Raw genomic sequence first — 22089 nt, 5'->3', positions numbered from 1 at the left:
TTCGGCAATGAACGAGCAGACCAGGATCGAAATCGAGGAAGTGGACGCGGTCCCCCGCCCGCCCCGCGCGATGGTGGAGGATGCAGAAAGCCCCGCGGCCAAGCTCGAGCGCAAGCGGGATTACCTCGAAGGGTTCCTCGCCCAGAAGCCGCCGGTCAGCCATGTAGGGGAGCCGGGCGGTGACCTGTACGAAGCGGTGGTCGCGGCGCTCAAGGACATCTTCGATCCGGAAATCCCCGTGAACATCTACGACCTTGGCCTGATCTACGGGGTGGACGTCACCGCCGATGGCGACGCCAAAGTGACGATGACGCTGACCACGCCGCACTGCCCGGTCGCCGAATCGATGCCGGGCGAGGTCGAGCTGCGCGTCGGCGCCGTCCCCGGCGTGCGCGATGCCGAAGTGCTGCTGGTGTGGGACCCGCCCTGGGGGCCCGACAAGATGACCGACGAGGCGCGGCTGGAACTGGGAATGCTATGATGAGCGAGACGACTCTCCGCCAGCGCCCCGCCGCCGTCATCCTCACCCCCGCTGCCGAGGCACGGATCGCCGAACTGATGGCCAGGGCACCCGCAGACGCGATCGGCGTCAAGCTATCCACCCCTCGCCGGGGCTGCTCAGGTCTTGCTTACTCCGTCGATTACGTCACCGAGGAAGCCCGCTTCGACGAGAAGATCGAAACGCCGGCAGGCGCTTTCTACATCGACGGGGCGAGCGTGCTCTATCTCGTCGGGAGCACGATGGACTGGGTGGAGGACGACTTCACCTCCGGGTTCGTGTTCAACAACCCAAACGCCAAGGGCGCGTGTGGCTGCGGCGAAAGCTTCATGGTATAATCGGTTCATGCCGCGCGGAGCAGGAAATCGAGGTCCTGCGCGACATGCTGCGCGGCGCGGAGCGTATCCTGCAGACGGTCATGGCAGAGCGCGACAACCTCATGCGGCAACTGCTCCAGGCCGGCATCCGGCCCAGGATTGGTCCTCGCAAGCGCAAACCGCCCGAAGCCGGCCTCGCTGTCCCTGCTGTCCCGCCTAGGGGACCGATGCCGCTGCAGGGCGGGGCCGAAGCGCCGCTCGACTTTTCGGGTTAGTCGGCTTTCCGCAAGGCTCTGACGCAGGCCGCGCGGTCGACATCCTGCCCGTCGCTCGCCCGTCTCGAATCGACGTAGGTCGCCCTGGGTGCCGCTCCGGGGCTCGGCGGATAGAGATAGATGTCCAGCACACAGGCATCGCCAGAAAACTGCAGTTTGCGCGCGTCGGCTTCCCACACGTCCAGCCGCGGCTTGCCGAACTGGCGCTGAAGGCCCGCCGTGTCCGCGCCGATCACCCCTTCCAGCCCGGGCAGGTTCATCACCCGCGCGGCGCGAAAGCCGGTGGTGGGCGGCGCCGCGGGATTGGTTGCGGGCACTGTCGTAACTCTGACTGGGTTCGGGGCGGAGGCGAGCTTGCCGGACGGGCCGCAGGCCGCGACCGCAAGGGCGGGGATAAGGGCAAGGAAATATTTCACGCGGGCCTCTTGCGATTGTGGACGAGGTGCGTCGCTGCCGCCGCGCCCAGGACCGGTGCCAGCAGGTTTGCGAATGGCACCAGCAACAGCGCGGCAACGATCCCGCCCAGGGCAAAGCGTGTCAACCCGCCAAGCGGCAGCCCGGCCGACGAATCGGCACGGTGCCGCAGCCAGACCATGTCGGTCAGCTCGCGGCCGAGCAACCAGGCGTTGACCGCCCAGAACAGCAGCGCGGTGCCGATTCCGGTCACCAGCAGCAGCAGGGCGATGGGCAGCGCGATGAGGTTCACGATCAACACGCGCATCAGGCCGGCGAAGGCACTGCGGGCCTCCTCCCGAAAGGGCACCTTGCGCGCGGCGGCGGCCGCGGCCGGGTAATACCGGCCCTCTACCGCGTGGACGACTTCGTCGGCGAAGAATTGCAGGACCACCAGCGCGACGATGCGGAAGAGCAGCCACGCGGCAAGCACCGCCAGGAGCCCGGCCACGACGTAGAACACGTCGCCCTCCAGCCCGGTCAGCCGCGCCGCCAGCGGCGGGCCGAAGGCGGCAAGCGCGGCGCCAAGGACAAGGAAGATCAGCAGCGTCACCGCCATGCTCTTGCCGAGCACGCGGAGCACGCGTCCGTCGCCGAGCTGGCCCAGCGCGCGCGTGAAGGCAGACAGGACTCCGGTCATCCCGCCACGTCTAGGGCGGCAAGCAGCGCCGTCAACGCGCTTGGCGCACGGGCGCGCAGCCGCTAGGCGCGCCCGCGACAATCCCCTTCGCAAGGAAACACGTGTGACCCAACCTGCACCTTCGCCCCGGTACGACGTGATTGCCATCGGCAATGCCATCGTCGACGTGATGGCACCGTGCACCGATGACCAGATCGCCGAACTCTCGCTCAACAAGGGCGGGATGACCCTGATCGATGCCGACGGGGCGAAGCGGCTCTACGAAGCGATGGGCCCCGCGCGCGAGATCAGCGGCGGTTCGGCGGCGAACACGCTCGCCGGGCTGGCGGCGCTCGGCGCGCAATGCGCCTTCATCGGACAAGTCGCGGACGACCAGTTCGGCCAGGTTTTCGCGCACGACATTCGCGCCGGCGGGATCGACTTCGACACCCCCGCGCGCGGCGCTGAACCGCCTACTGCGCAGTGCCTGATCTTCGTGACGCCCGATGCCCAGCGCACGATGAACACGTTCCTGGGTGCGAGCCAGTTCCTCCCGGCCGCCGCCTTGGACGAAACGGCCATCGCCGCCGCGCGCGTGCTCTATCTCGAAGGATACCTGTGGGATCCGGAAGAACCGCGCGCCGCGATGCGGCGGGCGATCGAGGCGGCCCGCGCCGCCGGGCGGGAAGTGGCCTTCACCCTGAGCGAAGTGTTCGTGATCGACCGGCACGGCGACGATTTCCGAGCCATGGTCGACGAAGGCCTGATCGATATCTTGTTCGCCAACCACACCGAGCTGGCGGCGCTTACCGGCGAGAATGATCTGGAGGCGGGCATCGCCGCGCTGGCTGGCAAGGTCCCGACGCTCGTCGTAACGTGCAGCGCCGACGGCGCCGTCGCGGTTCGGCGCGGGGAGCGTGCCAAAACCGCTGCGGAGCCAACCACGGTGGTCGACACGACCGGCGCGGGCGACCTGTTCGCTGCGGGCTTCCTATACGGCCACGTCAACGGCGAGCCGCTGGAGCGCTGCCTTCGCCGGGGCGCGATCTGCGCGGCGGAGATCATCAGCCACTACGGCGCGCGGCCGGAAGCCGATCTCAAGGCGCTGATGGCCGAGAAGCTGGGCTGAAAGAATAGACGGGCGGGGGTTGCTCGCCGCGATACCCGATGAAATGGCGCCGCAATTGCGTGGCATAGACCACGCGGCGCAGGCAATCGAATCGGGCGGCGGCATCCGCGGGGACAGGCTCCGTAACCGCTGCGTCCACTGGTGCGTGGCTGTATTCGAGCCATCTTTCGTCGATCACGTTCAGCGCATCGCCGCGTTCGAAGTCGCACCATGCCTCGATCCGGCGCGCCAGCAGGGTCAGCGATTCACCCGGGGTCATGCGCGGAACGCGGTCCCAATCGCCGTGCCGATCAAGCTCCGCAATGGCGGTGATGACGTCGCGGCGATACATCTCTTCGCCAGGATCGACGGCTCGCTCGGTAGCGGCGTCGGCGAAAGTCAGGCGAAAGTTGCTGTCGACGACAAGGCGGCCCAAGGCTTCACGCTGGCTCTTGCTCAGCCCGTCGGGCGGACCGGCAAGTTCGACCAGTTCCACGCCATGGTCGGGGTCCGTGACCAAGCGGTATCGGTCCGGCCCGATGCCGATATCGGCAAGGCGCCCCTTGATGGCGCCCACCCCCACGCGCTCTCCGGCAAGGAACGCTGCATCCTGCCGCGCCTGCCGCGCCTCTGGCGTTTCACGGTAGACCCCGGCGCCGCGCTCGCCCTGACAGGCACTCGCCAGCAGCGCGACCAGGAGCAGCGCACGCTTCACGCTGCGGTGCCCGGCGCCTCCCGCGCCACTTCGCGCCAACCGATGTCACGGCGGTAGAACAAGGTGGGCGCGTCCACCGCATCGACCGCGGCGTAGGCGCGATCCTTTGCCTCGGTCACGCTGGTGCCCGTGGCGGTGACGTTGAGCACGCGGCCGCCGCTGGCGACGAGACCGCCATCACCCGTGGCGGTGCCCGCGTGGAACACCTTGACCCCCTCCCCCGCAACCGAGGACAGGTCGATCGGGCCGCCCTTGTGCGGCGTGCCGGGATAGCCGTCCGCCGCCATCACCACCGTAAGCGCAGTGCCTGGATGCATGCGCACCGCCGGCGCGGTCGCCAGGCGGTTTTCGGCGCAGGCAAGCAGCAGCTCCCCAAGATCGTCCTCCAGCCGCATCATCAGCACCTGGCATTCCGGGTCGCCGAACCGGCAGTTGTATTCGATGAGCATGGGCCCCTCGCGCGTCAGCATCAGCCCGGCGAACAGGACTCCGCAGTATGAGGCGCCGGCGTCGGCCATCGCCCGGACCGTCGGGGCAATGATCCGCTCGATCACCTCGCCTTCCAGCAGCGGAGTGAGCACGCGGGCGGGGCTGTAGGCGCCCATGCCCCCGGTGTTGGGCCCGGTATCTCCGTCTCCAACCCGCTTGTGATCCTGCGCGCTGCCGAAGGCGAGGACACTGGCCCCATCGGTCAGGGCGAAGAAGCTGGCCTCCTCCCCTTCCAGAAATTCCTCGATGACGACCTGTGCGCCCTCGGCCGCGAACATGTCGGCGAGTGCGGCCTCCGCGTCCGCGCGATCATCGGCGATGATCACGCCCTTGCCGGCGGCGAGGCCATCGGCCTTGAGGACATAAGGCGCCACGAAGCGATCCAGCGCCGCCATCGCTTCGGCCAGCGAGGCGGTGCGGACGTATCCGGCCGTCGGAATGCCGGCGCGTGCGCACAGGTCCTTGGTGAAGCCCTTGCTGCCTTCCAGCCGGGCGGCGGAGGCCGAGGGGCCGAACACCGCAACCCCGGCGGCGCGCAGCGTGTCGGCAAGGCCATCGACCAGCGGCGCTTCGGGGCCGATCACCACCAGGCCGATGCGCCGTTCTTCGCAAAAGGCGGACACCGCGGCGTGGTCGGCGGGATCGAGCGGGACCAGTTCGGCATGGTCCGCGATCCCCGGGTTGCCCGGGGCTGCATAGAGCCTATCTCCGGCACCAGCCAGCAGGCGGGATTGCGCCAGCTTCCACGCGAGCGCATGTTCGCGTCCGCCGCCGCCCAGCAAGAGGATGTTCATGCCTGCTTCCGATCCGTTCGATGTGTCAGATGGGCTGGTAGCGAAGGGCCGGGCCCCGAACAACTTTGGCGACAACGCCGAGCCGCTGACGGTGAGCGAACTTGCCGGCATGCTGAAGCGCACGGTCGAGGACCGGTTCGGCTTCGTGCGCCTTCGGGGCGAGCTTTCGGGCGTGAAGCGCGCCGCATCGGGCCATCTCTACTGCTGCCTGAAAGACGAAAGCGCGGTGATCGACGGGGTCATGTGGCGTGGCCCGGCGGCTGCGCTCGCCTTCCGCCCGGAAGATGGCCTGGAAGTCGTCGCCAGCGGCAAGCTGACGACATATCCGGGCCGATCGAAGTATCAGGTGGTGATCGACAGGCTGGAGCTTGCCGGGGAAGGCGCGCTGCTTGCCCTGTTCGAAAAGACCCGCCAGCGTCTCGCCGCCGAAGGTCTCTTCGCGCCGGAGCGCAAACGGCCGCTCCCTTATATCCCGCGCACCATCGGCGTGGTCACCAGTCCGACCGGGGCTGTGATCCGCGATATCCTCCACCGGCTGGCCGACCGCTTTCCCAGCCGTGTCGTCGTCTGGCCGGTGCTGGTCCAGGGGCAGGGCGCGGCGGAGCAGGTCGCAGGCGCGGTGCGCGGGTTTTCGGCCATGGCAGAGGATAATCCGCTCCGTCCCGACCTCGTGATCGTGGCGCGCGGGGGCGGTTCGATCGAGGATTTGTGGAGCTTCAACGAGGAAGTCGTGGTTCGCGCGATCGCCGAATGCGTGATCCCCACGATCAGCGCAGTGGGGCACGAGACGGACACAACGCTGGCGGACCACGCGGCGGACCGGCGCGCGCCGACGCCCACCGCCGCTGCCGAAATGGCCGTGCCCGTCCTGCGCGACCTGGCCGCAACGCTGGGTGATTTCGCGCTGCGCAAGCGGCGCTGCGCGCTCCGCCCGGTCGAACTGGGGCGTGAGCGGCTGGAAGCGCGCGCCAGGCGCCTGCCGCGGCCGGAGGCGCTGCTTGCCCCGCAGGCGCAGGTGCTGGATGACCTTTCCGAACGCCTGCGCCGTGCCTTGCGCGACCGGGCGATGGCAGGGCGCGAATCGCTCGCCCGGCTGCGGCTGCATCCCGCCGTGCTCGAACGCGGGCTGCGCGACGCCGCGCGCCGCCTAGGCGAAACGCGGCTTGCCCCGGCGCTCCTCGTCAATCGCCTCCAGCGCGATCGGACCACGCTGTCGGCGGCGGACCGCTTGCTCGCCTCGCTCGACCCGCGCGCGCCGCTGCGGCGCGGCTTCGCGCTTGTGACTCGGGACGACGGCCGGCTGGTCCGTACGCGAGGCGAGGCTGCGGCGGTCGGGCGGCTCACCCTGCAATTCGCTGACGGCACGCTGCCGGTCCTTGCCGCCGACGCCGTGCCCGGACAGCTGCGCCCGCGCACTCCGGCAAAGCGCGCGGCTTTGCCCGCCGCGCAGGACGATTTGTTCGGATAGGCGCAAGGTGGTAGGGCGTATGCCATGTTGATGAAATCCGGCGACCAGACCGCCCAGTTGATCTACGGCCCCAACGGTTTTCGCGTGATGCGCCCCGGCAATCACGTCGTGTGCGCGGTAAGCGGGGCGCTGATCCCGCTCGAGGAGCTGCGCTATTGGAGCGTTCCGCTGCAGGAGGCCTACGCCTCGTCCGACATCGCGACGCGTCGCCTGCTGGACCGGTGATCCGCCGCATCGCACCGCTCTCCGCGCTGGCCTTGCTGACCGCCTGCATTGCGCCTTCCGCGTCCACGCCGGACATCGCCGCCATGCCTGCGCCCCCGCCACCGCCCACTGTTGCGCTTCCCCAGCCGGTAGGGCCGGCGACATTCGTGTTCGACGGGCAAGCGATCCAGGGCGGCTGGATTCGCGGACAGGTGCCGGCGGGCACCCGCACCGCGCGACTGGGCGACGACGTGCTCACTATCGATGGTGAGGGGCGATTCTTCGCCGCGTTCGACCGCGATGCCGGGCCTTCCGCGATGTTGACCGCGACTCTCCGCGATGGGCAAGTTGTCCGCAGGCCGATCCCCGTTGCCCCGCGGGAATGGCAGATCGAACGGGTCGACGTGGCGCGCACGCCCGGTGGGTCGAGCGCCGCCTTCCTCGAGCGCCGCCGCCCGGAACTTGCTCAGATTGCCGCCGCGCGGGCCAGGAGCAACGCCGTGGAAGGCTGGCGGCAGTCCTTTATCTGGCCGTCGGCGGGCCGCATTTCAGGCCGCTTCGGATCGCAGCGCATCTATCGCGGGGAACCGGGGTCGTATCACTCGGGCCTCGACCTCGCGCCCGGTGCCGGCGCGCCGTATGTCGCCCCGGCGGACGGGGTCGTGGTGCTGGCGACGGACAGGCCCTTCTCGCTGGAAGGCAACCTGCTGATCGTGGATCACGGCGCCGGTCTCAACAGCGCGTTCCTGCATTCGCAGCGCCTCGCCGTCCGCGAAGGCGACCGTGTCGCGCAGGGGCAGTTGCTCGGTTACGTCGGCAGCAGCGGCCGCGCGACGGGGCCGCATCTCCACTGGTCGCTGATGTGGCAGGGCGCGCGGCTCGATCCGCTGCTGTTTCTCCCGCCGCGCTGAGGCGCGGTGTCATGAACGGCAAGAGGCACGCGAAACCGAAGTTCCGCGCGCCTTTTTCTTGCCGCTTTGTGCGGTGAATCAGGCGGCCTGAGCAGCCTTGCGCAGTTCGCGCTTCACCTTCAGCGCGCTGCTGGAAAGCTTGTCGTCGCTGGTCTTGAGCAGCCAGGCATCGAGACCGCCATTGTGTTCCACCGAACGCAGGCCGTGGGTGCTGACCCGGAACTTGAAGCTGCGCTCCAGCTTCTCGCTCATCAGGGTCACCTTCTGCAGGTTGGGCAGGAACACCTTCTTGGTCTTGTTGTTGGCGTGGCTCACGTTGTGGCCGACCTGGCGGCCCTTGCCAGTCAGTTCGCAGATGCGCGACATGGGTGATCTCTTCGCAAAAATGGTTTCGGCGGTGCCGGGAAAGGCGCGCGCTTAGCGAGGGGTGCGCGAATCGTCAAGCCGGCAGTCGGTTGCCCCGCCCTGCCGCCGGGGCTACCGCGCCAGGCATGAGCCGCTGGCCCCTGCCCGAACCCATGCGCCGTGCGCTGGCGCTTGCGCGCGAAGCGGGCGAGGCCGGTGAAGTGCCGGTCGGCGCGGTGGTGGTCAGGGACGGCGTGATCGTGGGCGACGGGCGCAATGCCCCGCGCGAAACGCACGATCCAACCGCTCACGCTGAAATCTGCGCCATTCGCGACGCCGCCGTCAGCCTGCAGACAGAGCGGCTGACGGGCTGCGAGCTCTACGTCACGCTGGAACCCTGCGCGATGTGTGCCGGTGCCATCGCCCACGCGCGCATCGCCCGCGTCATCTACGCTGCGTCCGATCCGAAAGGGGGCGCGGTGGCGCATGGTGCGCGGGTCTTCGAACACCCGCAATGCCTGCACCGGCCCGATGTGGTCGCGGGCATCGGCGAAGGGGAAGCGGCGGAACTGCTTCGATCGTTCTTCCGGGAAAGGCGCTAGAGGCCGCGCCAGATCCTCACCTGCGTGCCGTCCGCGGGCCCCAGGCGGCGACGGTCGCAGCGCGCGGGCATGTAGCGCCGATCGTAGCAGAGCCGCAGCTCCTGCAGCCAGCCGCGCGCGTTCAGGCGAATGCCCACTGCGTCCGCGGGCCATCCGGGGTTGGCGGCAGCGAACCGATTGCGCAGCATCCCTGCGGTGAGGTCCGGTTCCTTCGACAGGCGATCGAGGTCCGGCAGCCGCAAGCCTTCGAAAAGGATGCGGGTGATCCTGAAGTAGCTTTCCGGTGCGGGGACCATGCAGGCACCGTGCTTGGCCCATTCGTTGGCCTGGAGGCGCGTCGAGGGCATCATGCACAGGTTCCGTCGCGCTTCCGCGGGGCTAAGACGGCGCGGCGTGGGGCACCACTGGGGCCAGGTGCCGCGTCCTTCGGGCCAGAGGCCGTGTACGATAAGGCCGAAATGCCCGTTCCTGCCATCGCATTGCATATCGCCCTGGCGCCCGCGCAGCTTGCAGAATTCCGGGCTCCAGCTCAGCGCCAGGGTGAAGCCGGTGATGGGCACCTTGCGCACCGGCCCATCCGGGCGGACAGTGGGAACGGTGACCCGCGCGGGAACCCGGCACTGGTACGCCTGGGCAAGCGCCGGAACCGGGAGAGCCGCGATCGCGGCAGCCAGCAAGAGTCGGAGGCCGACGAACCGCATCATCTCCGCCCTCCCCAGCCTCAAAGCGGCTTGAAATCGAGCCCGATGTCCGCGGCGGGCGCGCTCTGGGTCAGGCGGCCGACGGACAGGAAGTTCACGCCCGTCGCGGCCTTGGCCCGGATGGTGTCGAGGTTGATTCCGCCGCTCGCCTCTGTCGGGACGCGGTTCGCGACGATTCCCACTGCCTCGCGCAGGGTGCCGGGTTCCATGTTGTCGAGCAGCAGCCGGGTCGCGCCCGCTTCCAGCGCGGGTTCGATCTGGTCGATCCGGTCCACCTCGCAGATGATCTCGCGCACGCCTGCCTCCACGGCGCGGCGCACCGCTTCCCCGACGCTGCCGGCGACCAGCACGTGGTTGTCCTTGATCATCGCCGCGTCCCACAGGCCCATGCGGTGATTGGCCGCGCCGCCCATGCGGACGGCGTATTTTTCAAGGTGACGCAGCCCCGGGATGGTCTTGCGGGTATCGAGCAGCGTGCAGTCCGGGTTGTCCATCGCCCGCACATATTCGCGGGTCAGCGTCGCCACCCCCGACAGATGCTGCACGATGTTGAGTGCGCTGCGTTCGGCGGTGAGCATCGCGCGCGCATTGCCGGCAAGGCGCATGATATCGGTGCCCGCGGCGACTTCGGCGCCGTCATCGACCAGAACCTCGATCGCGATTCCTGGATCGAGCGCACGGAAGAACGCCGCGGCCAGGGGCAGCCCGGCGACCACGATCGCATCGCGGCTGTCCATCACGCCGGAAAAGCGCGCATCGGCGGGGATCACGCTCTCGCTGGTGACGTCGCGCCCGCCGCCTGGAAGCCCTTCACCGAGATCTTCCGCCAGCGTGTCGCGGACGAAACGGACAAGGTCGAAGCCGGGAAGGTCGAATTCCATGGCCAGTCTCTAGCCGGGCGCGGTGCCGTAAGTCGAGACAGGCCGGCGCGCGCGCGATTTGCCGCCGCCGTGCTGGTCGATCGGGTTCAGTGGACGAACCGCGCCACGACGTCCCTGTACGAACGGCTCACCTTAACTTCCGCGCCCGAATCGAGCACGAGGAAGCATTCGCCGTTGGTGTGTGGCTTCACCTGGCGCACCTGGTTGAGGTTGACGATGGTGGACCGGTGCACCCGCTGGAACGTGCGCGGGTCCAGCCGCCGTTCCAGATCCTTCATCGTTTCGCGCAAAATCAGGCTGTTATCGCCGGTGTAGATGCACATGTAATCACCGGCCGCCTCGATATGTTCGATAGAATCGATTTCCACCCGGAAGATCTGGCCACGATCCTTGATGTTGATCAGCTTCTCGTAGCGATCCGCGCTGTCGGAGGGCGCCTCTTCCGCGGTCGCGAACTCCTCGGCGGCGTCGGGCGCGACTTCGCTGAGCACGGTCTTGAGCTTTTCGGCTTCGTCCGCCCCGCGCTTCTCGGCAAGGCGCTGGCGAACCCGTTCGACCGTGTCGGCGAGCTTGTCTTCGTCCACCGGCTTCATCAGGTAATTGACCGCGTTGGCCTCGAACGCGCGGATGGCGTGTTCCTCGAAAGCGGTGACGAACACGAACAGCGGCGGTTCGATCTCCATCACGCCCTTGACCACGCTGAACCCGTCGAACCCGGGCATCTGGATGTCGAGGAACACGAGATCGGGCTTTTCGGTCTTGATCGCGCGGATCGCCTCGCGGCCGTTAGCGCACGTGCCGATAATCTCGACATCATCGAATTTCTGGAGGCGAAGCTGGAGGCCCTGAATGGCCAGCTTCTCGTCATCGACGATCAGGGTGCGGATGGTCATGCGGTCTGGGTTCCAATGGCGGGCGCTGCGATGGGCGCCGGAATGAGGGGAGCGGAGGGGGACGGGGACGAAGGCGGGTCTGATGGTGCCGAGGCGCCGAGTGCTTGCGGCGTGCCCGCCGCCTCGTACGGCAGCTCGATGATGACCGTGAAGCCGCCTTCGGGCGGATGGCGAATTTCGAAGCGGTGATCCTCGCCGTAAGCTTGTTGAAGGCGATCGCGAATGTTGGCGAGGCCGACGCCGGTCGACACCGTCCTGCCAACTCTCGCGAGCGCTGGCGATGTGCTGGTCCCGGCGCCCGCGTCGCGCAATCCCGGGCCGCTGTCGGACACGGCGATCCGCAGCCGTCGTCCGACGAGTTGCGCCGACAGCGAGATAGAAGCCCCTTCTTCCTGCGGGCTGACCGCGTACTTGATGGCGTTTTCGACCAGTGGCTGGAGCAGCATCGAAGGCAGGATGGCGTTCGCGGCCTCCGGCTCCACGCGGAATTCGGTCCGCAGGCGTTCCTCGAACCGCATCCGCTCGATCCCGAGGTAGAGGTTGAGGGTCTCGACCTCCTGCGCGATGGTCACTTTCGCTCCCGGCTCGCTCACCAGGGTATGGCGCAGAAAGGCCGACAGGCGCGTCAGCATGGCGTTCGCCGGCTCCGTCTGCTTGAGCAGGACCAGAGTGGAAATCGAATTCAGCGTGTTGAACAGGAAATGCGGGTTGAGCTGGTAACGCAGCATGGCCAGCTGCGCGCTGGTCGCCTGGGCTTCCAGCCGTTCAAGCCGGTCCGCCTGCTCTTCCACCTGGATGAAGAAATTGATCGCATAGTAGAGCGCCGACCACGCGCCGAGCAGCGTGCCGTCGAGGAATGCCAGTCCCAGCAGCCGCTGCGCGAACGTGAGGTCGCGCGTGGCCGAATAATAGATGCCCTGCAGCCAGGCGTCGATCCCGGCATAGAGCGCCACGCCCGCCGCAAGGGCGACCGCGGTCATCCCCCAGGTCACCAGCGCGCTGCGCTGGATCAGCTGGCGATAGATCACCGACAGGACCAAGCTGATGGCAAAACCGGTGACCACCTGGACCAGGATCACCAGCAGCAGATCCCACGGCTGCTGATTGGCCAGCGCGGACACCGCGCGCAGGGCGAACACCCCGCCCCAGCCCGCGAACTGCAGGTTCCAGAAGGCCGCGTTCTTGTTGCCGAAGAACGGTGCCGGGCGGAAAGGCAGCATCGCCATCACGTCGCACCTTAACTTAAGCGTGCGCCCCGCGTGAGACAAGTTTTGGCAACCGCGGCCGCCTTGCGCTATATCGGTGGCAAGGAGAGACGCGATGGATGTGACCGAGGACACCCTGCACGGCGCGACCGAGCGCGCGAAATTCCGGGAGATGAAGGAAGGCACGCGGGAAGACTGGGCGCTGATCGGCGGCGAATACATGAACTTCGCGCGGGGCCTGCCGGACCGGATCCTGGCGCATCTCGCGCTGCTCGACGGCGACTTCGGCGGCTTCCCGGTCTGTCGGCTGGAACATTCGCTGCAGACCGCGACCCGCGCGCACCGCGACGGACGCGACGAAACCTACGTGGTGATGGCGCTGCTGCACGACATTGGCGATACGCTCGGCACCTACAATCACCCGGAGGTTGCGGCGTCCATCATCAAGCCGTTCGTCAGCGAGGAAGTGCACTGGATTTGCCAGAACCACGGGCATTTCCAGGGCTACTACTATTTCCACTTCCTCGGCATGGACCGCGAATCGCGTGAACAGTTCCGGGGCTCGCCGCACTTCGATGCGTGCGCGGAGTTCTGCGAGAAGTATGACCAAGCCGCGTTCGATCCCGATTACGACAGCGAACCCTTGGCATTCTTCGAGCCGATGGTGCGCCGCGTGATGGCGCGCCCGGTCAACTCGCTCTACGCCAGGGTGGCCGAGGCGGCCTAGCGTTTCGTCGCCGTCCGGGCGAACCCCGTGCGCCAGTCGGCCATGCCGCCGGCCGCCCTCATCGCGGCGATCTTCGGCAGTTCCGCCGTGACGAATTCGGCCCGCTCGTCCCACCCGTCGTGGGTGCGCGCGCGGAATATCCAGCCGCCGTGCCGGGGACCCCACTGCCGGAAGAAGCGCGCCGCCGCGGCCGGATCGTAACCGGCGTTGGCGAGCAGCCACGGCATCAGGCGGTCGGCCTCCCGCTCGGTCTGGCGGATGTTGCCCACGGTGCGGCCCTCTTTCCGCAGCCAGGCGCGGTGCGCCAGCAGGTTGTGCGCCAGCTCATGCGCCAGGGCCGCCGCCATCTCGGGCTCCTCCATGCCGAGCCCGGAGAAATCGCGCCCGATCACCACCCGCTTGCCATCGGCGGAGGCGCGCCCGCCGCTGGAGAGCAGCTCGAAGCGGGTGTAGCACGCCGGGACGCCGGTCACGCGGGCATCGTGCACCGTGCCGCCGGCATCGCGCCACGCGACCGTGACCGCGCCGTCGCGCGCGAGCGCCGCGTCGACGGCATCGTGCAGATTCGCGAGGCGTCGCCAGTCGCCGGGCCGGGCGGCGGGCAGGGCGGAGATCGGCCGGTCGGCAATCGAGAGGATTTCGTCATTCGCCGCCATCCCCGCGGCTGCTGCGGGCGATCCGGGCACGACGGCGCCCACCGCCATGTCACCCGCGATGCCGGCTGCGGCGCGCATGGCCGCGGGCTGGCTGTAGTTCGCCATGTCCTGCAGCAGCAGGCCAATTGCCGGGGGCGCAGGGTTGCAGAACGGGGCGTTGCCGGTCGCCAGGCGCCATCCGATCGATTGCAGCCGCAGGTCCTCGGCCTGCAGGGCGTGCAGCGCGGCGCGGTCCTCGGCCACGCCGGCCCGGGCGGGGACGGCGCACAGGAACAACGCACCTGCAAGGACCCGTGCGGCTATCAGCCTCAAGCCCCGGCACTGCCTCATGTGTGGGGCCGCCTCACGTGCCGGTCTGGTCCCGCAGCGCCTCGACAAGCCGCGCGCGCCCCACGGCGCCGGAGAAGACCTGTCCGCCTGCGATCCAGCTCGGCGTGCCTTCGAAACCGAGCCGCTGGGCGATCTCCGCATTCTTGCGCAGTTCCAGGGTAACTTCGGGCGACGCGCCGAACGTGCGCGCCGCCTCCATATCCAGCCCCGCTGCCTGGGCGGCCGCCTGGATCGTCGCGGTGCTGGGCGGCCCCGCGGCGAACATCGCATCGTGAAACGCGGCGTATTTCCCCTGCTTTGCGGCCGCGAGGGCCATGCGCGCGGCGACGTCGCTGCCGGGGAAGATCGGCCATTCGCGCACGACGACGCGCAAGTCGGGGTCCGCGGCGATCATCGCCTTCACTTCGGCCACCGACTGGCGGCAGAACGTGCAGCCGTAATCGCTGAATTCCACCAGCACGGTCTTGCCGGCGGGATTGCCCAGCACCGCGCCGGGAAACGCTTCCGCCAGGTCGCCGCCGACCGCCGCCAGCCGCTGCGCCGATTCATACTTCTGATAGCGGTCCGCCATCTGCGGCAGGATCTCCGGATGGTCGAGCAGCCAGTCCCTGGTCGCCTGGCCGCCGAGGCCGGAGAGCGCGAAGAGCCAGGCGCCGAGGAAGCCGCCGATCAACGCGATCGCCGCCGTGATGAGATACCGGGTCATGTCCGCGCGCTACTTGCGCTTGCGCGCCCGTTCAAGCTCGGCCCGGGCCTGCATCGCGATATCCTGGGCGCGGAGCCAGTCCGGCGACCCTTCGAGCAAGCCGTTTTCCGCCGCGGTCGCGCTGCGCAGCGCCTCGGTGAAGCGCCCGCTCATCACCTGCTGCTCCGCGCTCGCCAGGCGCGCGCGCGGCATGTCGCCCTGCGCCGCATGGATCACGCCGAGCTGGTACCAGGCGAACGGATTGCGCCGGTCGCGCGAGACGGCTGCGCGCAGGACCTGCTCCGCCTCGGCATGATTGGCGCTGTCCTCCGTGGCGATCAGCGCATGGCCGAACGTCGCGGCGATGAGCGGCTGGTTGCCGGTCAGGGCAGTCGCGCGCCGCAGCGGCGCCAGCGCGTCCTCCGGGCGGCCGGATTCCAACAGCACCTGGCCTTCCAGTTCCAGATAATAGGGATTGTCCGGATCGCCGGCGAGCAGGGCCCGCGTTTCTATGAGCGACCGATCGACCTGCGCGTCCTTGTGATAGGCGTACGCGCGTGCATAGCGTGCGGCGGCGGACGTATCGGTCACGGGATATTCCCGCAGCGTCTGGGCGGGTTCCTGCACGTATCCCGCCAGCTTGGCCTTCACCCGTTCGAACCGGGCCTGGAGATCCCTGTCGACCGGTTTTTCCCAGGCAGGATCCTTCGAATAGCTTTCGCGCAAGGTGGCGATCCGGTCGCCGGAAAGCGGGTGTGTCCGCTCGAACGTCTGCTCGTCGTCCTGGCGGTAGCCGTAGCGGAATTCGAGGTTCTGGAGCTTGCCGAAGAAGGCGAGTGACCCGCGGCCGGAAATCCCGGCGTCCGACAGGTACTGCGCGCCCGCCGCATCCGCCGCGCTTTCCTGCACGCGGCTGAAGGCGAGATACTTTCCCAGGGCCGCCCGCTGGCCGGCCATCATCACGCCCATCGCGGCGTCCCCCGCGCCCGCGGCGGCGGCCGCTGCGGCCAGCAGCAGCGACAGGATCGAGATCCGCCCGGCATTGGTCGCGCCGCTGGAATTGATGACGTGGCCGCCGGTAATGTGGCCCAGCTCGTGCGCGATCACGCCCTGAACTTCATCGGCGCTGTCCGCAGCCTCCAGCAGGCCGGAATGGATATAGACCGCCTGCCCGCCGGCGACGAACGCGTTGATGCTGTCGTCGCCCACCAGGACGATCTCGACATTGCCCGGCTCCAGGCCCGCGGCGCGGATCAGCGGGGCGGCCATGTCGTCCAGCAATGCTTCGGTTTCGGCATCGCGCAGGATGGACTGGGCGGCTACCGGCTGAACGATCAGCGAAAGTGCCGCAAACGTGGCGAGAATCCGGCCGAACAAGCGCATCGGCGACCGCCTTACCCGTTTCAGGGCTGAACCGGAACTGAAGCCGCGGGGCGCGCCTCGCCCGCGCCGCGAGCGGCGGCAGGAGCGGTCGCGCGGCGCAAGAAGTCGATCATCGGTTCGCGGACGATGCCCCCTTGAGCGAAAGGTTTTGACAGCGCCATGATGATGCCCGCGTGGCCCATGCCTTCGTACTCCCGCGCTTCCACCGGCGCGCCCGCCCGGCGCAGCGCTTCGCCGAGACGCCGGGCGTTGCGCACGCGGACGACGGTGTCCGCGGTGCCGTGAAGCAGCAGGATGGGCGGCGCGCCTGCGCGGGTGAAGGCGATCGGCTGCGTGCGCTGCGGCGGATCGACATGACCCAGCGCCGCGCGCGCCGAATCGCTGGTGAAGGGATAGAAATCGGTCGGCCCCGCCATGCTGACGATGCCGCCGATCGCCGATTCCGGCACGCCTGCGTCCGCCAGCCATTGCGGGTCCAGCCCCATCATGAGGACGTTATAAGCCCCCGCCGAATGGCCGGCGAGCGCGATGCGGTCGCCCCGCACCCTGGCCTTGGCGGCCTGGCCGATGGACCAGCGGATGCCCGCCGCGGTATCGTTCAGCATGGCCGGATACCGCCCTTCGGGCACCAGGCGATAGCCGACCAGTGCGGTGGCGAACCCGGCCTCGCCCAGGGTGCGGGCGACGAAGCGGTAATGTTCTGGCGCCCCTGAATGCCAGCCGCCGCCGTGTACGAAGACCACCAGCGGATGCGCGATCGCCCCTGCCCGATCCCCTGTTGCCGGAGCCGGCTCCGCAAAGGTCTGACCGGCCGGCACCCACAGCTCCGCCCGCTGCGCCGGGTCGGGACCATACCGGCCTTGCGCCGCCAGTTCTACGGCGGCGCCGCGCGGGAAGCGGGCGTCGATCCACTCAAGGGTGCCGGCGGACCCGCTGGCGACCGCCCAGCGCCACAAGCCGAATGCGCCAAGCGCCAGCAGGCCGAGGACCATGGCCGTGATCATCGGCCAGCGCCGGGTGCGTGCACGCGCGTCTTTCATGCCCCTTCGTCCTTCTGCACCGCTTTCACGATCTGCGCCGTTTCGCCTTCTGTCGATATCCCGATGGAGCGCAGAAAATCATCGCCGGTCGCGTAGTCGTCGCCCAGCCACAAGGGCACGCCCGCCGCCTCGATCGCCGCCTTGCCCGCCAGTTCCTCCGGCGACATCGGACCTGACCGGGTACGGATGAACACGGCCTCCACCCGGCCCGGGAGTGACGTCACCGTCTCCGCATAGGCGGGCAGATCTCCTTGCGTGTCGTCGCCGATCAGGGCGAAGCGCATGTCCGGGTAGAACGTCATCAGCTTGTCGATCGCGACGCGCTTGTGCCCGCCGTGGCTGGCGGACCCCAGGGTGGCCCGATTGAATCCCCAGTCGCGCAGAAGCATCGGGCCCAGGGGCAGGCCGCGGCTCTGGATGAAGGCCAAGAGATAGGCGAACAGGTTCCACGGGCTGGAGGAAATGTAGAAGAACGGGCGGTGTGTTGCGGTGTAACTGACGCCGACGCCGTGCGGTTCGGCCAGGACCGCCCCGCCGCCAAGCGCGCTGTAGAACACATCGGCACTGGGCACCGTGATCCGTTCGTCCGGCAATTCGGCCAGCACCCGCTTCCAGTTGCGGGCGACGGATTGGAGCCCGCCGGTGATGCCGGTTTCCATGATCGTATCGTCGATATCGGAAACCACGGCCAGCCGGGTGATGCGGCCCGGGGCCAGCACGTATCCCTCGATGCATTGCGGGCCTTCGGAGGTCAGCCAGTGAAGGCACACGGTTTCCCAGGCCGGATGTTCGGGCAGCGGCCAATCGGGCAGCAGGGTAACGTCGAACCGGACGTATCCTTCATCGTCCGTCACCGCGCGATGATCGACCGTCAGCCCGGCCGGCCCTTTCAGTTCAAGCCGCACGAGCAGGCCGGGAACCTCGCGCGAGGCGAACTGGGCCAGCATCGTGCGCATGGCCTGCAGGCGGCCGCGATTGCGGAACGGGTCCGTGCGGGTTGTCCCGGCACGCAGCGCGCGCGCCGCGATGGTCAGGCGCGTTTCGCTGCGGTGGCCGAAGAAAGGTTGGACGCGGACGGGTGCACGATCGAAAAAGGACATGGCGGGCTGCTATACCGCGCGGCCGGAGGATGACACCCCGGCCGGCCCGCCCGCCGCGCTCAGGCGACCAGTTTCTTCGCGACCTTTTCTACCAGCGGCACATCGGAAACTTCGCCCAGCACGGCGATTTCGCCGCCCGTGCGCCGGATCACGACCAGCGCGAATTCCTCGCCGTCCGCCTCGATATCCTCGAAGCCCAAAGGCGCGATCGCGCGGAGCTTGCGGGCCAACGCCTCGCGCGGGGTTTCCCGCACGGCAGGGTCGCCGCCGGCATCGACCCGGCGATAGTCGCGTTCGGCCTGCACAACGCCCTTGAGGCCGCCTTCCGCGTCCGACAACAGGTGCGCCAGCATTCCGCGTTCCACGCCCATGCGGTGGGCATGGCTCAGCACGGCGGCATATTCGGTCAGGCGAGTCTTGTCGTAATCGGCCCCGAAGACCAGCTTGACCACCGGCGTCATAGGGGCGCGTTCCTGCACGGTCAGGCCGCTTTCGGCGATGAGCTCGGCAAAGGCTTCCGGCTCGGCCTGCGCGGCCAGGCTGAAATCGTAGGCGCGTCCGACCGCGGCATAAAGCGCGCTGCGGCTGCGATCTTCGCAGCTCCGCGCCGCCAGGGCCATTTCGCGGGCCGCGGCAAGGCAATCGTAAAGGCCCAGATCCTCGCCATCGGTCGCTGCAGCCAGCACCATCGCGGACCCGGTGACCGCCGGATGGGGCGGATCGTCCGACAGGCCGCCCTCGACGCCTGCGAGCGGCGCGCTGTCATCGAAGTTCACATGGACCGATGCCATGCCGGCAGGCTCCGGCGTCAGCGGGGCGATCTGCAGCGGGCGCGGCATGCTCCAGGCCGCAAGGGCCGCATCCTGCCCCGTGTCCTCGCTGTCGTAATATTCCTCGTCATCTTCAGCGAAACCGTCTTCGCCGAACGCAGGTTCGCAGGAGGCGGCGAATTCGTCTGCCCCGCCCAGCTCCAGCGGGGCGCGGCCGATCCTGCTGCCGCCCAGCGACAGCAGCGATGCGAAGCGTTCGCCGGCATCCGCGTCGTCGTCGATCGCCTCGATCGCTTCGTAAAGGTCAGCGGCGTCCTCTTCTTCGTCCTCGTTTTCGTCCTCCGCGTCCTCGAAGGCGTCGGTAAACGCACCGAATGACGGTTGCGGGATACGTTCGGCATCGTGGACGAGGGGTTCGGCGAAGGCGAGGGCGGGGACGGAGCCATATGCCAGGTCGGTCACGGGTGCAGCAGGCGGCCGGTCCTCGGCGCTTTCGAGGACCTGGTTGATTTCCAGCATGAGTTCGTCGCTGGTCATCTGATCGGCCATCTCCTTCCAGTTGATCACGCCGTAGATGAAGTCGATCGTGTCGTCGTCGCTCGAATAGGGCAGCAGGATGCCGCGATACATGATCGTCGCCCCGCGCTGGTTCACGAACTCGGCTTCGAAGCCGATCGGTGCCTGGTTGGCGAGGATCTGCATGTAATGATCGGTGATGCGGCTGAGCAGCGAACGCGTGGGCACGTCCGAAAGGTGCGCAATGCTCGGCGAGATGCCGCATTCGTCCGCCAGGCGCTCGCCGAGATAGCGCACCGCCGGGTCATCGATGCCGTTGGTGAAGTCCAGCAGCACCGAATACGGCCCGAAATCCGCCAGCGTCGCGGGATCGAGATCCTCCACCAGCGGAAAGTTCCGATCGTCCAGCAGGCTCGCCCAGTGGTTGTAGGCCCGCACCTGCATGCGGCGCTCGTCCTGGCCGATGGGGCTCGGCGGCGGCTCGAGCCCGGTGTCGTCGTCGGCCGGGCTGTCGTCGATGCCGCTGCCGATCACGTCATCGTGGCCGGCCGATCCGAAATATCCCCGCAAGCTGTCCATGACTCGGCGCTAGCCCCCCTGGTCAAAAGCAATCGCACAGGGGTGTGGCGCTTACGTGGTAAACATCCCGTTAAGTTGCGGCGCGACTTTTCCGCCGGTTCACAGCATGTAGCGCATACGCACCGCCAGCGCGACGTCGCGGTCCCCTACGGCGAAGGCGGCATCGCCAAACTTGGGGGGTGCCATGCGGACTGGCGCATCGCGGGAAAACCCGAACCCTTCCTTGGGCATCATGCCCAGGGCGCGATCCGCCTTGCCGTTGCCGTTCTCGTCATGCAGCACCGCCAGCGCGTAGCGGCCCGGCGCGACATTGCGGAACGTGAGGCGCGTCGATCGATCGGCCGGCACCGTGAGGTGATGGGATTTGGCGTCTTTCGGGCACGCCGGAAACGCGCCTGCGTCCTGGGTCATGCAGGCGCGCACGATTCCGGTGGCCGATCGCAGCCCGCTGAGGTCGACAGTGACCGTCTGGCCCGCCGGTGCGGCGCCGCCCAGCATCGCCGCCGCGCCTGCCGCAATCAAAGCGTTCCGAGGCCGCGATCCGTGCCGCACACACGGTCCCAGAAGCGAAAATACAGTCCGTAATTGCATCGGTAGAGATCGTGGTGCCGTTGATGATGGCTGGCGGTTATCAGCCAGTTTCCTACCCTTGAATGAACGAACCATCGCGGAAACATCTCCCATCCCATATGATTGCTGACCCCCATGACCGTCATAACGGCCAGAACGACACCCAGCATGGCGGCGTGAATCGGGATGAGGAACACCAGCGCCGGGATGACGACGGCGCCGGTCAGCGCCTCCACCGGATGGAAGCTCATCGCCGCCCAGGCCGTTGGCGGCCGGCTTGCATGGTGCACCGCATGGGCGATGCGGAACGGGCGCGGACGGTGCATCCACCGGTGCGTCCAGTAAAACCATGTATCGTGCGCGACCAGGTAGAGGAAAACGCTGACCGGCAAGTACCAGGCCGGCATCGCCGACCAGTCCGTGTAAATCCGCGTCCACCCGTGTTCCTGCCACCCCCATGCGACGACGCCGGCCGGAATGCCGTAGATCGCGGCCGAGGCAAGTGACCAGCCGATCTCCTTGCGGATCTGCCCGTTCAGCCCGCCGTAGAGCCCCGGCCGCACGCGGCCCGTCGCCCAGGCGAACCCTCCGCTGGTCAGCAGATAGCGCCCGGCAACGATTCCCGTCATCGCTGCGGCGGCAAGGACGATCGCATTCATGCCCCGTCCCTAGCGGCCCGATGCATTCCGCGCATCGACAATTGCGCCCAGAGGACAAACGCAGCGGTCAGACGGGAATGCGGCCCCAGCCCGCGCAGTCCGAGTCGCCGCTCACCACCAGGCGGCGCAGCGCGGTGCGGGCGAGCCGTTCGACCTCCACCTTGCGCCGCGCGGCCGCAAGCGGGTGGGACGGGGCCGGGCGCACGATTTCCGCATCGTAGCCATCGGCCACGATCACGCCGCAGCAGTCCGGCCTGAAATCCAGCCCTTCCAGCAGGGCGCGGTCGATACCCGGCGGAACGCCCCAATAAAACCTGTCGCAGAAATCGAGGTAATCGGGCCATTTGCCGTCGCCCACCAGGTCCGCGCGGCTCACCTTGATTTCCACGATCACGATGCGCCCCTTGGCATCCACGCCCATGAGATCCGCGCGCCGGCCGTTGCGCAGCGGCATTTCCGGAAGGCACCAGATGTCGTTCCGCGCGAACAGGCGGCCGATCCCGCGGGCAACGCCGATCGCGTCCAGGCGGCCGGCGGCGGCATCCGCGATTTTCAGGGCAGCGGCGGAGTCGGGCATCCGGCCCGAGTGGAACGA

At 68.3% G+C, this 22089-nt stretch carries 27 protein-coding genes; 9 read left to right on the top strand and 18 right to left on the bottom strand.

Features of this window, described 5'->3' with window-relative positions; all coding sequences use genetic code 11:
* Nucleotides 1–7 precede the first annotated feature (7 nt).
* From GRI40_RS09135 to GRI40_RS09125, 3 genes are read left to right on the top strand one after another with little or no spacing between them, the layout of a single operon-like run.
* On the top strand, nt 8–481 hold the full coding sequence (locus GRI40_RS09135) for an SUF system Fe-S cluster assembly protein (RefSeq protein WP_160611027.1): 474 nt from the start codon (nt 8–10) through the stop codon (nt 479–481).
* Nucleotides 481–837 carry a HesB/IscA family protein gene (locus GRI40_RS09130; RefSeq protein ID WP_202390177.1) on the top strand — a complete coding sequence of 119 codons (357 nt, stop codon included), beginning with the start codon at nt 481–483 and terminating at the stop codon, nt 835–837. Before GRI40_RS09135 ends, GRI40_RS09130 begins: the two co-directional genes overlap by 1 nt.
* A 44-nt stretch (nt 838–881) precedes the next feature.
* Nucleotides 882–1091 (top strand): hypothetical protein, encoded by a 210-nt coding sequence (locus GRI40_RS09125; protein ID WP_160611025.1) that lies wholly within the window; start codon nt 882–884, stop codon nt 1089–1091.
* Here GRI40_RS09125 and GRI40_RS09120 read toward each other — a convergent pair.
* Nucleotides 1088–1507, bottom strand: coding sequence for a hypothetical protein (locus GRI40_RS09120; protein ID WP_202390176.1), 420 nt, complete (start codon nt 1505–1507; stop codon nt 1088–1090). The two genes, GRI40_RS09125 and GRI40_RS09120, sit on opposite strands and share 4 nt — an antisense overlap.
* On the bottom strand, nt 1504–2184 hold the full coding sequence (locus tag GRI40_RS09115; protein WP_160611024.1) for an EI24 domain-containing protein: 681 nt from the start codon (nt 2182–2184) through the stop codon (nt 1504–1506). Before GRI40_RS09115 ends, GRI40_RS09120 begins: the two co-directional genes overlap by 4 nt.
* A gap of 169 nt (nt 2185–2353) precedes the next feature.
* On the opposite strand from GRI40_RS09115, the gene GRI40_RS09110 reads away from it, so the two are divergent.
* Nucleotides 2354–3292, top strand: a complete 939-nt coding sequence (locus tag GRI40_RS09110; RefSeq protein ID WP_237489138.1) for an adenosine kinase — start codon at nt 2354–2356, stop codon at nt 3290–3292.
* Here the strand turns inward: GRI40_RS09110 and GRI40_RS09105 are convergent.
* A complete protein-coding gene (locus GRI40_RS09105; RefSeq protein ID WP_160611022.1) occupies nt 3261–3986 on the bottom strand; it encodes a hypothetical protein in 726 nt (241 codons plus the stop codon). The two genes, GRI40_RS09110 and GRI40_RS09105, sit on opposite strands and share 32 nt — an antisense overlap.
* Nucleotides 3983–5269, bottom strand: coding sequence for a phosphoribosylamine--glycine ligase (gene purD / locus GRI40_RS09100; RefSeq protein WP_160611021.1), 1287 nt, complete (start codon nt 5267–5269; stop codon nt 3983–3985). The genes GRI40_RS09105 and purD overlap by 4 nt, the downstream gene beginning before the upstream one ends.
* Here purD and xseA point away from each other — a divergent pair.
* Genes xseA through GRI40_RS09085 form a run of 3 tightly spaced genes read left to right on the top strand, consistent with a single transcriptional unit; the run spans nt 5268 to nt 7852 of the window.
* The gene (gene xseA, locus GRI40_RS09095) at nt 5268–6737 is read left to right on the top strand and encodes an exodeoxyribonuclease VII large subunit (RefSeq protein ID WP_160611020.1); all 1470 of its coding nucleotides are present in this window, start codon (nt 5268–5270) and stop codon (nt 6735–6737) included. The two genes, purD and xseA, sit on opposite strands and share 2 nt — an antisense overlap.
* A gap of 24 nt (nt 6738–6761) precedes the next feature.
* The gene (locus tag GRI40_RS09090) at nt 6762–6962 is read left to right on the top strand and encodes a DUF2093 domain-containing protein (protein WP_160611019.1); all 201 of its coding nucleotides are present in this window, start codon (nt 6762–6764) and stop codon (nt 6960–6962) included.
* Entirely contained in the window at nt 6959–7852 is an 894-nt protein-coding gene (locus tag GRI40_RS09085; protein ID WP_337190532.1) for a M23 family metallopeptidase, read from the top strand. Before GRI40_RS09090 ends, GRI40_RS09085 begins: the two co-directional genes overlap by 4 nt.
* 78 nt (nt 7853–7930) lie before the next feature.
* Here the strand turns inward: GRI40_RS09085 and rpmB are convergent, their stop codons facing one another.
* Complete coding sequence (rpmB, locus tag GRI40_RS09080; protein ID WP_160611017.1) at nt 7931–8218, bottom strand: 50S ribosomal protein L28; 288 nt, start codon at nt 8216–8218, stop codon at nt 7931–7933.
* A 125-nt stretch (nt 8219–8343) separates the two neighbouring features.
* Here rpmB and tadA point away from each other — a divergent pair, with 125 nt between their 5' ends.
* Entirely contained in the window at nt 8344–8799 is a 456-nt protein-coding gene (gene tadA / locus GRI40_RS09075) for a tRNA adenosine(34) deaminase TadA (RefSeq protein ID WP_160611016.1), read from the top strand.
* On the opposite strand, the gene GRI40_RS09070 is transcribed toward tadA, so the two are convergent.
* From GRI40_RS09070 to GRI40_RS09055, 4 genes are all read right to left on the bottom strand, one after another.
* On the bottom strand, nt 8796–9503 hold the full coding sequence (locus GRI40_RS09070) for a ribonuclease T2 family protein (protein ID WP_337190531.1): 708 nt from the start codon (nt 9501–9503) through the stop codon (nt 8796–8798). The genes tadA and GRI40_RS09070 overlap by 4 nt on opposite strands.
* Before the next feature lie 17 nt (nt 9504–9520).
* A complete protein-coding gene (nadC, locus tag GRI40_RS09065) occupies nt 9521–10381 on the bottom strand; it encodes a carboxylating nicotinate-nucleotide diphosphorylase (RefSeq protein ID WP_160611015.1) in 861 nt (286 codons plus the stop codon).
* Between the two features lie 86 nt (nt 10382–10467).
* The gene (locus GRI40_RS09060) at nt 10468–11274 is read right to left on the bottom strand and encodes a LytR/AlgR family response regulator transcription factor (RefSeq protein ID WP_160611014.1); all 807 of its coding nucleotides are present in this window, start codon (nt 11272–11274) and stop codon (nt 10468–10470) included.
* Entirely contained in the window at nt 11271–12500 is a 1230-nt protein-coding gene (locus tag GRI40_RS09055) for a sensor histidine kinase (RefSeq protein WP_160611013.1), read from the bottom strand. Before GRI40_RS09055 ends, GRI40_RS09060 begins: the two co-directional genes overlap by 4 nt.
* Nucleotides 12501–12594: 94 nt before the next feature.
* On the opposite strand from GRI40_RS09055, the gene GRI40_RS09050 reads away from it, so the two are divergent.
* Nucleotides 12595–13206, top strand: a complete 612-nt coding sequence (locus GRI40_RS09050) for an HD domain-containing protein (RefSeq protein ID WP_160611012.1) — start codon at nt 12595–12597, stop codon at nt 13204–13206.
* Here the strand turns inward: GRI40_RS09050 and GRI40_RS09045 are convergent.
* From GRI40_RS09045 to GRI40_RS09005, 9 genes are all read right to left on the bottom strand, one after another.
* Nucleotides 13203–14192 carry a PDZ domain-containing protein gene (locus tag GRI40_RS09045; protein ID WP_160611011.1) on the bottom strand — a complete coding sequence of 330 codons (990 nt, stop codon included), beginning with the start codon at nt 14190–14192 and terminating at the stop codon, nt 13203–13205. The two genes, GRI40_RS09050 and GRI40_RS09045, sit on opposite strands and share 4 nt — an antisense overlap.
* A 13-nt stretch (nt 14193–14205) precedes the next feature.
* Nucleotides 14206–14898, bottom strand: a complete 693-nt coding sequence (locus GRI40_RS09040; protein ID WP_160611010.1) for a DsbA family protein — start codon at nt 14896–14898, stop codon at nt 14206–14208.
* 9 nt (nt 14899–14907) lie between these two features.
* Nucleotides 14908–16260, bottom strand: a complete 1353-nt coding sequence (locus tag GRI40_RS09035) for a M48 family metalloprotease (protein ID WP_160611009.1) — start codon at nt 16258–16260, stop codon at nt 14908–14910.
* 20 nt (nt 16261–16280) lie between these two features.
* Nucleotides 16281–17300, bottom strand: a complete 1020-nt coding sequence (locus GRI40_RS09030) for an alpha/beta hydrolase (protein WP_160611008.1) — start codon at nt 17298–17300, stop codon at nt 16281–16283.
* Entirely contained in the window at nt 17297–18400 is a 1104-nt protein-coding gene (locus GRI40_RS09025) for a phosphatase domain-containing protein (RefSeq protein WP_160611007.1), read from the bottom strand. The genes GRI40_RS09030 and GRI40_RS09025 overlap by 4 nt, the downstream gene beginning before the upstream one ends.
* 59 nt (nt 18401–18459) lie before the next feature.
* Complete coding sequence (locus GRI40_RS09020; RefSeq protein ID WP_160611006.1) at nt 18460–20265, bottom strand: PAS domain-containing protein; 1806 nt, start codon at nt 20263–20265, stop codon at nt 18460–18462.
* Between the two features lie 99 nt (nt 20266–20364).
* The gene (locus GRI40_RS09015; RefSeq protein ID WP_160611005.1) at nt 20365–20763 is read right to left on the bottom strand and encodes a DUF2141 domain-containing protein; all 399 of its coding nucleotides are present in this window, start codon (nt 20761–20763) and stop codon (nt 20365–20367) included.
* 20 nt (nt 20764–20783) lie between these two features.
* Entirely contained in the window at nt 20784–21494 is a 711-nt protein-coding gene (locus GRI40_RS09010) for a sterol desaturase family protein (protein ID WP_160611004.1), read from the bottom strand.
* 67 nt (nt 21495–21561) lie between these two features.
* A complete protein-coding gene (locus tag GRI40_RS09005; RefSeq protein ID WP_160611003.1) occupies nt 21562–22071 on the bottom strand; it encodes an MmcB family DNA repair protein in 510 nt (169 codons plus the stop codon).
* Nucleotides 22072–22089: the final 18 nt, after the last annotated feature.

Origin of the sequence: Tsuneonella aeria (assembly GCF_009827495.1) — a bacterium.
GTDB classification, from domain to species: domain Bacteria; phylum Pseudomonadota; class Alphaproteobacteria; order Sphingomonadales; family Sphingomonadaceae; genus Tsuneonella; species Tsuneonella aeria.
The sequence above is the reverse complement of the archived record's forward strand: the minus strand, read 5'-3'. Positions and strand labels throughout refer to the sequence as shown.